Below are 14,414 nucleotides of genomic sequence, written 5' to 3'. Positions count from 1 at the left end.
TGATGCCGAAAAGCATCGATTGGAGGCAAGGATGGTATCGAAGCATAAAAACCGCTGGTTGAGGCGGTGGCTGGTCGTCATCGTGTTTTGGGCCGTGCCCGTGGCGATCGTTGCAGTCAGCGAAATTCGCGAGGAGATGGCCTATAACGCCGTCGACCTCGAGCGCGCGCTGACCACCTGGAATTTCACCGACGCACAGCGCGCCGCCGGCGCCCCCGCCCGCTGCCACGGCAAGCCCGACGAGGCGCAAGCCGCCGGTTGCCCGGCCGACGTGCTGGCCGCCAACGCGCCGCGCCAGCAGGACGCCCGCAACGAATACAGCGTGCGCCGCTCTACCTTGATGGCTTACCTCTGGCATGCATTCGTCGGTTACTGGATCGTGCCGGCGCTCACGCTGCTTGCCGTGGGTGTGCTGATCGGCGGGGTGCGGCGCGCACTCAGGCGGCCGCCCACGGTCAAGAGTCAGGCGAATCACGGCGGATAGCGTGCACCGAAGCCGCGAGTGTGCGGCGCCGGGACAACACTTTTCGTTCGATGGCGGCGCAAATTGCAGCGCATCCGAATCGGTAAAAATGGGCATCTGCTTAGGTTTCTGTGCGGCCGCCGGTCGTCAACCCACGAGCGAATCCGCGACGCCGTGACCCCGTTCGATCACGCTTTCTGCGCGGGGCGAGCCTCGTCGCGCGAGCCGGTCAGATTTACAGCGTGGCTCTTGCGATCTCCCGCAAAGCCCCGTCACATAAGGCTTTTCGCCTACGCGTGCGAGGGCGCCTTTTAGCGTGCCGTGTGATATAACTCAGAAGACAGCCGCGTAACTTCCGCGGCTGCGCCAAGGAACCATACGGAGAAAAACGATGCAAAGACGACACTTCATGTTGAAGACTACCGCTGCGCTCGCTTTCGGAGGCCTTGCACTTGCTGGTTGTACCACCAACACCGGCGGCCACGACACACCGTCCACCGACGCGTCCAAACGTCAGTCGATCGACGCCAGCGTCGACGGCACCTTGTCGCGCCTGTACACGACCGTGAAGGGTTCACACGAACTCGTCTCGAAGGCGCGCGGCGTGCTCGTGTTCCCGTCGGTGCTGCAGGCTGGCTTCATCGTCGGTGGGCAGTACGGCGAAGGCTCGCTGCGCGTGGGCGGCAGCACGGTGGGCTACTACAGCACGGTTTCCGGCTCGTTCGGCTTGCAGGCCGGCGCACAGTCGAAGGCCATCATCTTCCTGTTCATGACGCAGGACGCGCTCGACAAATTCCGCAATGCCGACGGCTGGTCGGTGGGCGGCGACGCTTCGGTCGCGCTCGTGAAGATGGGCGCGAACGGCGTGATCGACACCACCACCGCCACGGCGCCGGTGCAAGTATTCGTGCTGACCAATGCCGGGTTGATGGGCGATCTGTCGCTGCAGGGCACGAAGGTTTCGCGCCTGAAGATCTAAGGAATATGACGGCGGACCAGCGGCCTCGCATCACGTCGCATCGCGATAACCGCCCGGACGTATGCGGGTTGCGCGTGCTGCCCGCCTGATTCCCGCAACGGTGTCCGGGATGGACGCGGGGATTGCACAGTGTGAGCCGCGCGATGTGTCGCAGTGCGCGGAAACTTGACGACAGGCCGGCTCCACCCGCGGAGGCCGGCCTGTCCAACTTTTATGCGTTCAACTTAAGGTTCTGAAAACGTTGCGCGGGCAGTCGGCATGAGCTTTTGCAACGAGCAAGTGCACATGTCAATTCCGTGGCCAGACCTCCAGAACCGTCCGCATGAACCGCTCGCGGAAATCAACGCCCCGAGCTATCCACCACCTTGAAGCGCGAGCGCTTTTGGGCGCGAATCACCGACTGATACGCGTCCACATATTGCTGCGCCATCCGGTGCGACGTGAAGCGCTCCTCGAAGCGTTGACGCACGCCGGCACGCGGCATCTTGTGCAGCCGGTTGACCGCCGCCACCGCGCCGATCTCGTCTTCGACGATAAAGCCGGTTAAGCCGTCTTCGAGCACCTCCGGCACCGAACCGCGATTGAACGCGACGACCGGCGTGCCGCAAGCCATGGCCTCGATCATGACGAGGCCGAAAGGCTCCGGCCAATCAATCGGAAACAGCAGTGCATGAGCGCCTGACAAAAATTCGGCCTTCTGATGATCCGCGATCTCACCGATGAACTCGACGTGCGGCAAGTCCAGTAGCGGCCGGATATCGCGTTCGAAATATTCGCGATCCGCGGTGTCGACCTTTGCCGCGATGCGGATCTGCATGCCACAGCGCCCAGCAATGCGAATCGCCGTGTCGACGCGCTTTTCGGGCGAAATACGGCCGAGGAACGCGAGGTACTTCTGCTCGACCGGCTGCGGCGTATATAGCTTCTCCGGCAAGCCGTGATACACCGTGGTCAGCCAGCGCGCTTGCGGCAGCGGATGGCGCTGCGCATTGGAAATCGAAATGACTGGCGCAGTGTTGAACGTGTCGAACACCGGCTGTTGTTCGGGTAGATCGAGCCGGCCGTGCATGGTCGTCACAAACGGCGTCTCCTGCCGCTTGAACACCGAGAACGAGTAATAGTCGAGGTGAAAATGCAGGACATCGAACTCTTCGGCCTGGCGGCGCACCAGTTCCATTAGCAACATGTGCGGCGCCACGCGATCGCGGATGCCGGGATCGAGGCGCAGCGCGCGCGGCCACACGGCCTCCAGCTTCGCGCTCGTCACCGAGTCGCCACTTGCGAACAGCGTCACGTCATGGCCGAGCTCCACGAGCGCCTCGGTGATGTACGACACGACGCGCTCCGTGCCGCCGTACAGCTTCGGCGGCACCGATTCGGTCAAGGGGGCGATCTGCGCAATCTTCATAGTTGTCTCCGTGAACTGACGGCTTGCAGCGCTGGCTTATGCACAGCCTGGCGCTGCCCGGCCCGGCCAGGTTTATCCGGCGTCGATAGGCGCCGGGGTGGCAGGCAAGTCTTCCGTCTTTCGATTAATGGCGCTGAGGCTGGCGCGCGCGCCACAGGCATCGAAGCATTATTCCCTGGCAAGCGCTAAAAAGCGCCCGGTATTGCATTTTTTGGGCGCTGTTACATTCAGCTTACATCGCAAGGACCATCGAAATATTGGAGCCGCACGCACGCGTCGGCGTCAGCGCGACGGCCATTTCCACGCCGGTATGTCGCGCTCTTCGGCGTCGGCGAGACGCGTTGCACCGAAATGCTTCTCCAGCACGAGCGACTCGCTCGCGTCTTCGCGTTCGAGCGACGCGATGAGCCGCGCCGCGTGCGACACGACAAGTACCTGTGAGTGCGCGGCGACCCGCGCGATCAGCCGTGCGAGCGCCGGCAACAGATCCGGATGCAGACTCGTTTCGGGCTCGTTTAATACGAGTAACGCGGGCGGACGCGGCGTCAACAGGGCGGCGACCAGCAATAGATAACGCAGGGTCCCGTCAGACAGTTCCGCACCTTTTAGCGGACGCAGCAAACCATGCTGCTGCATCAGCACTTCGAAGCGGCCGTCCTGTGTGGCGACGTCGAGCCGTGAGCCGGGAAACGCATCGTCGATGGCGGCGTCGAGTGCAGCGGGGTCGCCGATTTCGCGAATGGTCTGCAAAGCCGCGGCGAGATCCGCGCCGTCGTCGGAGAGCACCGGCGTGTGCGTGCCGATTTGCGGCATGCGCGCGGGCGCGTCGACATCCGTGCGGAAGTGGTCGTAGAAGCGCCACGAGCGGATCTGTTCGCGCACCGCGATCATCTCCGGCGCGCATCGCGGGTCGGCGAACTCCGTCATCATGCTGTCAAAGCTCGCGACGGGTTGCGGGACCGTTTGCCAGTCGCCGTTTTCATCGCGCGTGCGCAGCGCCGCTCCTTGTCGATCCACCAGCAACGCCGAGGGCCGCAGCACCGGCCCGCTCCAGATGCACTCGCGCTTGATGACGGGATCGAGCACGAACCTGCTGATGCCCGGATGCGGCAAGCCGAGGTCGATCGCATAGCTGAACGTGTCGCCCGCGAAGCCGAGACGCAGACTGACCGGTGCGTTGCGGGTCGTGCCTTGAACCTCGAATTCGCCGCTCAGCATGCCCCGGGAAAAACGCTCCGGGCCGGCCCATAAGGTGGACGGCAAACCGCCTTCGCGCGCGAGCGACGTGATCACGCCGCCGCGCGCCGTTTCGGCAAGCAGACGCAGCGAACGATAGACGCTCGACTTACCGCTGCCGTTGGCACCCGTGATGACGTTGAGCCGCCCAAGCGGCACGATCAACTCGCGCAGCGACCGGTAACCGGCGATGGCGAGCGCGCTCAGCACGCGGCCATCCGTGCATAAGACGCCCTGCAGGCTGCAGGCGCCAAGCGCCCTGGCGTGCCGCGCCCGCATGCGCGCACGACATGCCGTTTCGGATGGCTCACTACTTATGCCCGCCGCCCATGGCGGGCTTCTGCAGCGGCACGCTGCGCAGGTCGCGCAGGAAACTGTCGCGCCACACGCCAAGATCGTTCTTGCGCAGCGCCGCCATGTTGATCTCGTGACGCCGCTGACGCGCGTCGAGCGGCATTTGCAGCGCGCGCTGCAACGCCTCGCACATGCCTATTGCATCGTGCGGATTCACGAGCAGCGCGCCTGTCAGCTCCGCCGCGGCGCCCGCGAAAATGGACAGCACGAGTACGCCCGGATCGTCGGGGTTCTGCGCGGCGACGTATTCTTTCGCGACGAGATTCATGCCGTCGTGCAACGGCGTGACGAAGCCGATCTGCGACTCGCGGAACAGCGACATGAGTTTCCAGCGGTCGTATTGCTGGTTCAGATAGCGGATCGGCGTGTAGTCGAGACCAGAATAGCGCCCGTTGATGCGCCCTGCTTCGTACTCCAGATCCTGACGAATCTTCTGGTACGTAGCGACGTCCGAACGCGTGGGCGGCGCAATCTGCACGAGCGTGACGTTGCCCCGCCATTCGGGCGAACGCTCCAGCAGGTGCTCGAATGCGCGAAAGCGTTCAACGAGCCCCTTCGAATAATCGAGCCGGTCGACGCTCATGATCAGCTTGCGGCCTTCGAGACTCTGCTTCAGATCGAGCACGTGCTGACGGCTTTCGTAGCGCTTTGCCTGCTCGGCAATCTCGTCTGGAAACACGCCGATGCGGTAGACGCCCGTACGCAGTTTGCGGCCGAACGCTTCGACGAGACCGTCGCTCGACACCGAGCCGCGCGCGTGGCGAGTGACGTAATCGTGGAACGCTTCCTGATCGGTCGCCGTCTGGAAGCCCAGCAAGTCGTAGCACGACAGCGATTTCACCAGCTCCTCGTGCGGCGGAATGTTGAGCAGAATCTGCGGCGCGGGAAACGGAATGTGCAGGAAGAAGCCGATGCGGTTCGTGATGCCTTCGCTGCGCAGCGCTTCGGCAAACGGAATCAGGTGATAGTCGTGAATCCAGATCACGTCGTCTGGCTCGAGCAGCTTGATCAGCTTGTGCGCAAGCCACGCGTTGACGCGCCGGTAGCCGGCATACTCCTCGCGCTCGTAGCGCGCGAGATCGTTGCGGTAGTGGAACACCGGCCACAGCGTCGCATTCGAGAAGCCGCGGTAGTACTGGTCGTAGTCCTTGCGCGTCAGACCCACCGTTGCGAAGGTGACCGCGCCGTCCTGTTCGAGCGTCGGCCCGGCGTTGGCGACGGTCTCGCTGACCACGTCGCCGCTCCAGCCGAACCACACGCCTCCGGCATCCTTGAGCGCGCCGAACACGCCGACGGCGAGGCCGCCAGCCGATCCTTTGGTTTCCGTCGGCGTTGCGACGCGATTCGACACGACGATCAGTCGGCCCATGTTGCTAGTCCTCCTTGTTGCGCGCGGCATCTGCCAGGGTGCAGCCGGCGCTCGTCACGCAGCGAGCGCCTCGACAAACTTTCGCATGGTGCACGCCATGCCGCGCCGAGTTTATGTGTAAGTGGACGGTTCGACCCCTTAGCGATCGAATCGGTTGCATCGCCGTGGGCGCCGGTCCGCGCGGAGAAGCCTCACGCGGACATCGGTGGCCACTAGGCCATTTCCTTGACCTTGTTCGACGGCGCTGCCGCGCCAGTCGCCTGAGCGGGCCGGCTCGCCACCGGGTCCGCCTCAGTATGCGCCGCGGTGCTGCCAGCAGGCGTGCGAGCGCCGCGCGGCACCCAGTCGAGCGGCTCGCCCTTGCCGTTTTCGAGTTCCGCCGACACTTCCGCACGCGCGCGCGGCAGATACTGCGGATAGTGCTTCTGGATGAAGTCGAGGAGCCCCTCGCGCACGCGGCAGCGCAAGTCCCAGTTGAGGCCTGAATCGAGCGAACTGACGAGCGCACGCAATTGCATCGAGCGTTCGGTGCCCTCGGTGACTTGCAGAACCTGCACGCGCCCGTCCCACTCAGGCGCCGCCGCGACAATGCGCGCAAGCTCCTCGCGCAGCGGCGCGAGCGGCATCCGGTAATCGACGTAGAGAAACACCGTGCCGATGATTTGCGAACTGCTGCGCGTCCAGTTCGAAAACGGATTTTCGATGAACCATTGCAGCGGCACGATGAGCCGCCGCTGGTCCCACAGGCGCACCGACACGTATGTTCCGGTGATTTCCTCGATGCGCCCCCATTCGCCCTGAATGACGACGACGTCGTCGAGCCGGATGGGTTGTGACAGCGCAATCTGCAAGCCGGCGATCAGATTGCCGAGCACCGGCCGCGCGGCAATACCGGCAACCAGCCCTGCCACGCCCGCCGATGCAAGAAGGCTCGCGCCGATCTGCCGGACATTCGGGAACGTCATCAAGGCGCCGCCCACGCCGACGATAACGATCACGAGCATCACGGAGCGGGCCAGCACTCTCGCCTGCGTATGGATGCGCCGCGCTTGCAGATTGTCGGCGGTGTCGAGCGGATGGGCCTGAATGATTGCCTCGCCGATGGCCGCCGCCGAGCGCACCGACAGCCAGGTCAACGCGCCGATCAGCGCGATCGCGGCGGCGTCGCGCAACGGCGATATGAACGTGAGCGTGTCGGGCGCCTCCCACCATACGGCTTCCAGCGCGAGAATGGTGAGCGCGAACAGCGAAGGCTTGTCGATATAGCGAAGCACGACACTGGTGAGCGGATAAGGCCGCGCGATTCGGGTCACGATACGTGCGCCCACGCGGTGCATGCCGATGCCGATCAGCACGACGACCACCGAGATCATGAACGCGCCCAGCCACGTATGCAGCGGCGCTTCGGCGATACGGTCAAGGTGGTTGAGTTCGTCTAGAAAAGGCATGAAGGACAACCTCCTTTTCGATTGGATGGGGACAGGCCGGCGGCCATGAAACGCGGCGACGGCACAATGTGACACGCGCCGCGGGACGAACCCGCCGGACGCGCTCGTGAAAAGCACTGAAAAACACCGTAAAGCGCCTTCGAGACGGATGCGCTAATCGAAAAATGCGCTCCGCTTGTCGAGCCGGCCGCGCATGTGCAGCGTGGCGTCCGACTCGTGGGAGAACGTGTGCGTCGTACGCTACACGTCCTTTCAACTCACACTAACTTCCGCTTTTGCAAGGAAATGCCTTGCCGAGTCCCAGCGAGATTGCCGTGCTCGCGTTGTAGCCCGCGACAATCGGATTTTCCGCGATGTACTTGCGTACGGCGTCGGTCAGCTGCGCCGAGCGCGCGTCCTGAGGCAAGCAGAAGTATTGCCCGACGCGCGGTCCCGTAGTACCGCCAATCGCGTCGATAGTGTTGAAGATGCCGTCGGCGGCGCCTTCGATGTATGCGGCGCACGCACTGCGCGACGCGACGTCGGTCTTCGTGCACAGTTTGTTGAGGTCGCCCCCCGTAAACGCGGCTGCCGATAACGGTACGGCAAACGCGCTGGCGAAAATCAAAGCCCGCAGCATGGTGTTCCTTTCCAGGGTCGTTTATCAGGCGGTCTGTTGCCGCATCCGGACGGCGCGCGAACGCGCCGCAACAAAGTCGTCATTCTGCACTGTTTTGCGATGCGGCAGCAGGCCGGCAGCCGCGATCTCCAGGCAATGGGCGGTGCGCACCGGCGCATGCCGGCGCGCTGCGCGCTCTATTTTTGCTGCATCTGCTGCAAACGCGCGGTCAGACCTTCGACCACGTCCGGCTCCTTATAGGTCTTCGCGAAATCCAGTGCGGTGAGTCCGATCTGGTTCTTGACCGTCAGGTCCGCGCCGTTGTCGAGCAGCAGTTTCACCGTCGACACATGGCCGCCGCGCGCCGCCATCATGAGCGGCGTGGTGCCGTTCGGGGAGCCTGCGTCCACGTAGGCGGAATGGTCGAGCAGCAGCTTCACGATGTCGTCGTGGCCGTTTGCTGCCGCGTAGTGCAGCGGCGCCCAGCCCTTCTTGTTCACTTCGGCGTCCTTCGCGATCAACTGTTTGACGAAGTCGATGTCGCCGTTCAGCGCGGCCATCATCATGGCGTTTTCGCCGGCCTTGTCTTCGATCTCGACGTTGGTTTTCGCATTTGCGAGCAGCGCGGCGCCGACTTTGTCGGACTTCTCGCGCGCGGCCAGCACCAGGAGCGGCATGCCCTGGTTATCGACGCTGTTCGGGTCCATGCCCTTGGCGAGCAGTTTCTTGACGCCGTCGACGTCGTCGAATTTGACTGATTTGATCAGCGAATCGATCGGCGCGGCCTCGGCCGGTGCCGCGATCAGCGAACTCAGCGCGGCGCAGGCCACCGTGGCCGCGAGCGCGGCGCGCGAGAAGCCGCGGCGCGCCGACATGCATGCGGCGCGGGCCGTTTGGGCGGCTTGGCGCGCGTCGGAGAAACTAGAACTGTTGATCATATTTTACTTTAGGGTTGGCCCCTATCCTCTTGATATTTATCCACTTTCACAGTGCACCGATCGGCGCGGAAAGCTTGAATAGACGGAAGAAATTCTGCGTGGTTGCGGCCGCGAGCGCCTCGTCCGTCATGCCGCGCTGCTGCGCGATGAAACGTCCGACATAGCTGACGTACGCAGGTTCATTAGGCTTGCCGCGATACGGCACCGGCGCGAGGTAAGGCGAATCCGTTTCGATCAGCAGGCGCTCCAGAGGCACGCGGCGCGCGACGTCCTGCACATCCGTCGCGCTCTTGAACGTGACGATGCCCGACAGCGAGATGTAGAAGTTCTGCGCCAGCGCCTGTTCGGCCACGGCCCACGGCTCCGTGAAGCAATGCATCACGCCGCCCGGCTCGCTCGCGCGCTCCTCGGCCATGATGCGTAACGTGTCTTCCGACGAAGAGCGCGTATGGATGATGAGCGGCTTGCCCGTGGCATGCGCGGCGCGGATATGCGTGCGAAAACGCTCGCGCTGCCATTCCATATCGGCGATCGAGCGGCCTTCCAGGCGGTAGTAGTCGAGCCCCGTCTCGCCAATTGCGATCACTTTCGGATGCCCGGCCAGTTCCACGAGTTCCGCGACGCTCGGCTCGCGCATGTCCTCGTGGTCCGGATGCACGCCCACCGACGCGTACACGTTCTCATGCCGGCTCGCGATATCCAGCACGGACGGCAGCGTTTCCAGGTCCACCGACACGCACAGCGCGTGCGTGACCGAGTGGCTTCGCATATTCTCGAGCACCTGCGGCAGGCGGTCGGCGAGTCCTTCGAAATTGATGTGACAGTGCGAATCGACAAACATGATCATGTCCTGCAAATGAATGGCCCGAGGAATGGCCCAAAGCGTGGCCCAAAAGCGTGGCCCGACTCGGTCAGGCTGCCGCGCCTCGCGCGTCGAGGCGCTTGCCGAGGATCACCAGATCGCGCTCCACGCCGTCCAACACGGCCACGCGCGGCAGCGAGCCCCATGTGTCGAAACCGAAGCCGCGGAACAGGCGCAGGCTCGCCTCATTGTGACCGAAGATGAATCCCAGCACGGTGTCGATGCCGAGCGCCGGCGCCGCCGCCAGCGAGGCCGCCAGCAACTGCTTGCCGAGGCCCTTGCCGCGCGCGCGCTCGTCGAGATAGATACTGACTTCGGCGGTACGCTGATAGGCGGGACGGCCATAAAAATCCGAAAAGCTCAGCCAGGCGATCACACGGTGCGGCTGTTCGGCGTCTTCTACAACCCATAGCGGGCGTTTGTGCGGCCCATGCGCGTGAAACCATGCAACACGGCTTTCTACGCTGACCGGTTCGAGATCGGCGGTCACCTGACGCGAGGCCACCGTCGAGTTGTAAATGGCGACGATGGCAGGCAGATCGTCGAGCGTGGCATCGCGGTAAGACAGGTTCATGGTGCTTTCAGATTGAATTGAAGAACCGGCTAACGGGTAAAGCGCTATCGGGTGGAAACGACGCTCGCCGCACGTGGGGAACGCCGCCTCGCGTCATGCAAAAAGCTCGCGGTAACCGAGAAACAGTTCCTCGAACACGAGCCGCGCGTTCAGCGGATGATTTTCGACCGCGCGCTGGCGCGTTACGGCGCGCATGAAGCGGGCGAACGCGCTCGCGTCGGCTTGCGACGCACAGCGCGTCAGCGCCGCCGACGCCTGCGGAAAATAGCGCGGCGCGCCCGCGGTGCGCTGCGCGAGCAGATCGTACATCCAGCGCTGCAGCCAGCCGAGCACGAGCGGCACGGGCAGCTTTTGCAGCGCCTCGCCGCACGCGAAGGCGTCGCACTGCGGGCCGGCGGCCAACTGCTTCAGCGTCCAGTCGCGCAACGTGCGGTTTTCGTCGCTAGCGAGCGCGAGTGCGGTCAGCGGCGCGCCGCCCGCTTCGGCGAGCAGCGCCGGCGCCTCCGCCAAGCCTTGCCCGGCGAGCCACTGGGTCGCGGCCTGCGGCGCGGGCAGACTCATTGGCCATTGGCGGCAACGGCTGATGATGGTGGGCAAAAGCCGGTCGATCCGCGCGGACACCATCAGGAACACGACGCCCGCAGGCGGCTCTTCGAGTGTTTTCAGCAGCGCATTGGCCGCCGCGATGTTGAGCGCCTCCGCCGGAGCCAGCACGACCACGCGTGCGCCGCCGCGGTGCGAACCCACGCCCACGAAGTCGAGCAAGCCCCGAATCTGCTCGATCTTGATTTCCTTGCTCGGTGAGCGCGTTTTCTTGCCTTCGTCGCCATCGGCTTTTTCGGCTTTCTCGTCCGCGCCGTTGCCGATGCCGGCTTCGGCCGCCAGCGCCTCGGGCACGACGATACGGTAATCGGGATGGTTGCCTTGCGTGAACCAGTTGCACGCGACGCAAGCGCCGCACGGTTCGCCGTTGTCCCGCTGGTCCTCGCACAGCAGACCTTGCGCGAGATGCTGCGCAAAGCGCAGCTTGCCGATGCCCGCCTGTCCGTGCAGCAGCAAGGCGTGCGGCCAGTGGTCGCGCAATTGCTGCAGGCGGTTCCAGTCATCGGCTTGCCACGGATAAATCATCTTTTCTCTTTCTGATCAGTCAGTTGAACGCGATTTTATGACGTATTGCATGAGGTCTTGGTCGGTAAATAACACTCGCTTATATTGTTTTATGATCAAAGACTTGCAAGAAGTTCATCAAGTTGTTTCTGGATTCGCGCAATGCTTTGCGAAGAGTCAATGATAGCGAATCGATAAGGCGCTTCTTCCGCGCGCCGCAGATATTCGGCTCGGGTGCGGTCGAAGAATGCGGTCGATTCGCTCTCAAAACGATCCGGATCGCGCGCCGCGCTGCGCCTCTCGTTCGCGATTTCGGGCGCGAGGTCGAACAGCACCGTGAGATCGGGTTGGAAGCCGCCTTGAACCCAGCGCTCCAGCGTTTCGAGCTTGTCGCGCGGCAACCCGCGGCCGCCGCCCTGATAGGCAAAAGTGGCGTCGGTGAAGCGGTCGGAGAGCACCCAGTCGCCACGCGCGAGCGCCGGTTCGATCACTTCGGCCAGATGCTGGCGGCGCAGCGCGAACATCAGCAGCGCCTCGGTTTCGAGGTCCATCTTCTGATGCAGCACGATCTCGCGAATCTGCTCGCCAAGCGGCGTGCCGCCCGGCTCGCGAGTCATGACGACCGAGCGGCCGCTGGCCGCCACCTTCTGTTCCAGCCGCTCGCGGAACCAGGCAAGATGCGTCGTCTTGCCGGCGCCATCTATGCCCTCGAATGTAATGAATTTGCCGCGCGCCATTATTGCCCTCGAATGTATTTGTCCACGGCCTTGTTGTGATCGCCGAGGGTGTCGGAAAAGATGCTGCTGCCGTCGCCGCGCGAGACGAAGTACAACGCGCTGGTTTGCGCAGGGTTCATCGCCGCCTGCAGCGAGGCCACGCCCGGCAGCGAGATAGGTGTCGGCGGCAGGCCCATCCGCGTATAGGTATTGTAGGGAGTGTCAGTCTGCAGGTCCTTCTTGCGGATGTGGCCGTTATAGCTCTCGCCCATACCGTAAATCACGGTCGGATCGGTTTGCAGCGGCATGCCCACGCGCAGACGGTTCGCGAAGACGGCGGCGACCATTGCCCGGTCGGATTTCTTGCCGGTTTCCTTCTCGATGATGGACGCCATGATCAGCGCATCATACGGCGTCTTGTACGGCAGATCCGGCGAGCGCGCGACCCACGCTTCGTCGAGGCGCGCGCGCATCAGCCGGTAGGCGCGGCGGTACACGTCGAGATCGCTCGTGTTCTTGTCGAACAGGTAGGTGTCCGGGAAAAACAGCCCTTCGCCGTTGCCGATCGAGGCTTCCGGCGCGCCGATCGCGCTCATCAGTTGCGCGTCGTTCATTCCGGCGCTGTCGTGCTTGAGCGCCGGATTGGCGTCCAGTTCCTGGCGCATGCGCCTGAACGTCCACCCTTCGATAACGGTCGCGACGTATTCGTTAACGTCGCCGCGAGCGATCTTTTGCAGCACTTCGTATGGCGTGATGCCGGTCTTGAACTCATAGTTGCCCGACTTGAGTTCGCTCTGAAGACCGAGCAGCCGCGTCATGACGATGAACAGTTCCGGCTCGACGGGCACGCCGCCGCGGTTCAGCTGCAGCGTGACGCTGCGCAGACTGCTGTGCGGTTTGACGGTGACGTCGAGTTGCGCGGGGTTCAGCTCAAGCGGGCTATTGGCCCAGTGGTATCCGCCAGCAATCGCGGCTGCGGCCAGCACGACGATAATCGAGCCGGCGACGAAACATTTCTTGAAGAGGGACATGAAAACGTGACTGGGTTGGACTGCATATAATACTTGTTTGCCTTAGCTAAAGTCAGAATTGACTGTTCCAGGAATCCATGAACACACCGCTCGCTACCGCTTCAGGCACTCCTTCAGGCACACCTTCAGGCACACCTTCAGCTACTGCTTCAGGCGCTGCTCCCGGCGCTGTTGCTGGCACCGCCGGCGGCGCGCCCTCGGGGCATTCCGCCACGGCGCTACCGGTGCTGCCGCGTCCGTCCGCCGATGAGTTCGCCGCAGTGCTCGAACATGGCGCCTACATGTCCCTCACGCAGTTCGGCGTGATCGACGCCACCGGCGACGACGCCGCGAGCTTCCTGCACGGGCAGTTGACCAACGACACGCAGCACCTGGACGCCGCGAACGCGCGTCTCGCCGGTTATTGCTCGGCGAAGGGACGGTTGCTGGCGTCGTTTCTGACGTGGCGCAGCGGCGACACGATCCGTCTGCTCGTCTCGAAAGACGTGCAGGCGGCGGTGCAAAAGCGGCTGTCCATGTTCGTTTTGCGCGCCAAGGCGAAGCTCGTGGATGCAAGCAGCGAACTCGCCGTGATCGGCCTCGCGGGCGATGTCCGCAAGGCGCTGTCCGGCGTGTTCGACGCGCTGCCCGACGGCGTTCACGTGAAGGTGGACGGCGCGGCCGGCTCGCTGATCCGCGTGCCTGACGCGTTCGAGCGTTTGCGCTATCTGTGGGTCGGCCCGAAGGCGCAAGTCGAAGCGCACTTGCCGCAGCTTCGCGAGAAGTTGAAGCAGGTTTCGCCCGCAGTCTGGGACTGGCTCGACATTCGCGCAGGCGAGCCGCGCATCACGCAGCCGGTGGTCGAGCAATTCGTGCCGCAAATGGTCAATTTCGACGTGCTCGGCGCGGTCAATTTCCGCAAGGGCTGCTATCCCGGTCAGGAAGTGGTGGCGCGCAGCCAGTATCGCGGCACGATCAAGCGGCGCACGTCGCTCGCCAACGTGGCGAGCGAACTCGATACCGCGAAGGCCGGCGCCGAACTCTTTCACTCCGACGATCCGGGCCAGCCGTGCGGCATGGTGGTGAACGCGGCATCGGCGCACGACGGCGGCGTCGATCTGCTGGTCGAGATCAAGCTGGCGGCGCTCGAAAGCGGCTCGGTGCATCTAGGCGAGGCGCAAGGCCCGGCGCTGCAGTTCCTCGCGCTTCCGTACGGCCTGCCCACCGAGGTTTGACCGCGCTCGAAGATGCGACGCGGCGCTGTTCGACGAAAACGCGCCGCGTCTTCGCTGCACCCTCGCCTGAACCTCTGCCTGCCATGCCATTTCAGAAGTCCCCAACTGGGAGACGCC

The 14,414-nt window shown here is 63.8% G+C and carries 14 protein-coding genes; 3 read left to right on the top strand and 11 right to left on the bottom strand.

Going from position 1 to position 14,414, the window contains the following annotated elements:
* Positions 1 to 31 precede the first annotated feature (31 nt).
* The gene (locus H281_RS0104835) at positions 32 to 484 is read left to right on the top strand and encodes a membrane protein (RefSeq protein ID WP_020065946.1); all 453 of its coding nucleotides are present in this window, start codon (positions 32 to 34) and stop codon (positions 482 to 484) included.
* Positions 485 to 854: 370 nt separating this feature from the next.
* Entirely contained in the window at positions 855 to 1,442 is a 588-nt protein-coding gene (locus H281_RS0104830) for a BPSL1445 family SYLF domain-containing lipoprotein (RefSeq protein ID WP_027804292.1), read from the top strand.
* 340 nt (positions 1,443 to 1,782) lie between these two features.
* On the opposite strand, the gene H281_RS0104825 is transcribed toward H281_RS0104830, so the two are convergent.
* From H281_RS0104825 to mltG, 11 genes are all read right to left on the bottom strand, one after another.
* Positions 1,783 to 2,850 (bottom strand): glycosyltransferase family 4 protein, encoded by a 1,068-nt coding sequence (locus tag H281_RS0104825; RefSeq protein WP_020065944.1) that lies wholly within the window; start codon positions 2,848 to 2,850, stop codon positions 1,783 to 1,785.
* Positions 2,851 to 3,132: 282 nt separating this feature from the next.
* A complete protein-coding gene (locus H281_RS0104820) occupies positions 3,133 to 4,296 on the bottom strand; it encodes an AAA family ATPase (protein WP_027804291.1) in 1,164 nt (387 codons plus the stop codon).
* Positions 4,297 to 4,396: 100 nt separating this feature from the next.
* A complete protein-coding gene (gene otsA, locus H281_RS0104815) occupies positions 4,397 to 5,809 on the bottom strand; it encodes an alpha,alpha-trehalose-phosphate synthase (UDP-forming) (protein WP_020065942.1) in 1,413 nt (470 codons plus the stop codon).
* 212 nt (positions 5,810 to 6,021) lie between these two features.
* Positions 6,022 to 7,257, bottom strand: coding sequence for a mechanosensitive ion channel family protein (locus H281_RS0104810; RefSeq protein WP_020065941.1), 1,236 nt, complete (start codon positions 7,255 to 7,257; stop codon positions 6,022 to 6,024).
* A gap of 262 nt (positions 7,258 to 7,519) precedes the next feature.
* Entirely contained in the window at positions 7,520 to 7,876 is a 357-nt protein-coding gene (locus H281_RS0104805; RefSeq protein ID WP_006048979.1) for a Rap1a/Tai family immunity protein, read from the bottom strand.
* Positions 7,877 to 8,052: 176 nt separating this feature from the next.
* Complete coding sequence (locus H281_RS0104795; protein WP_408735234.1) at positions 8,053 to 8,730, bottom strand: ankyrin repeat domain-containing protein; 678 nt, start codon at positions 8,728 to 8,730, stop codon at positions 8,053 to 8,055.
* Positions 8,731 to 8,839: 109 nt separating this feature from the next.
* On the bottom strand, positions 8,840 to 9,634 hold the full coding sequence (locus H281_RS0104790) for a TatD family hydrolase (protein ID WP_020065938.1): 795 nt from the start codon (positions 9,632 to 9,634) through the stop codon (positions 8,840 to 8,842).
* A gap of 70 nt (positions 9,635 to 9,704) precedes the next feature.
* Positions 9,705 to 10,229: a GNAT family N-acetyltransferase gene (locus H281_RS0104785; RefSeq protein ID WP_020065937.1), complete on the bottom strand. Its 525-nt coding sequence runs from the start codon at positions 10,227 to 10,229 to the stop codon at positions 9,705 to 9,707.
* A gap of 93 nt (positions 10,230 to 10,322) precedes the next feature.
* Positions 10,323 to 11,357 carry a DNA polymerase III subunit delta' gene (locus H281_RS0104780; protein WP_020065936.1) on the bottom strand — a complete coding sequence of 345 codons (1,035 nt, stop codon included), beginning with the start codon at positions 11,355 to 11,357 and terminating at the stop codon, positions 10,323 to 10,325.
* A gap of 95 nt (positions 11,358 to 11,452) precedes the next feature.
* Positions 11,453 to 12,073: a dTMP kinase gene (gene tmk / locus H281_RS0104775; RefSeq protein WP_020065935.1), complete on the bottom strand. Its 621-nt coding sequence runs from the start codon at positions 12,071 to 12,073 to the stop codon at positions 11,453 to 11,455.
* Positions 12,073 to 13,083 (bottom strand): endolytic transglycosylase MltG, encoded by a 1,011-nt coding sequence (mltG, locus tag H281_RS0104770; RefSeq protein ID WP_020065934.1) that lies wholly within the window; start codon positions 13,081 to 13,083, stop codon positions 12,073 to 12,075. The genes tmk and mltG overlap by 1 nt, the downstream gene beginning before the upstream one ends.
* Positions 13,084 to 13,160: 77 nt before the next feature.
* On the opposite strand from mltG, the gene ygfZ reads away from it, so the two are divergent.
* On the top strand, positions 13,161 to 14,297 hold the full coding sequence (gene ygfZ, locus H281_RS0104765) for a CAF17-like 4Fe-4S cluster assembly/insertion protein YgfZ (protein WP_027804290.1): 1,137 nt from the start codon (positions 13,161 to 13,163) through the stop codon (positions 14,295 to 14,297).
* The last annotated feature ends 117 nt before the right edge of the window (positions 14,298 to 14,414 follow it).

It is taken from the genome of Paraburkholderia caledonica (assembly GCF_000383275.1).
Taxonomy (GTDB): Bacteria; Pseudomonadota; Gammaproteobacteria; order Burkholderiales; family Burkholderiaceae; genus Paraburkholderia; species Paraburkholderia caledonica.
Note: the sequence above shows the minus strand (reverse complement) of the source record. Positions and strands in the feature narration are given on the sequence as shown.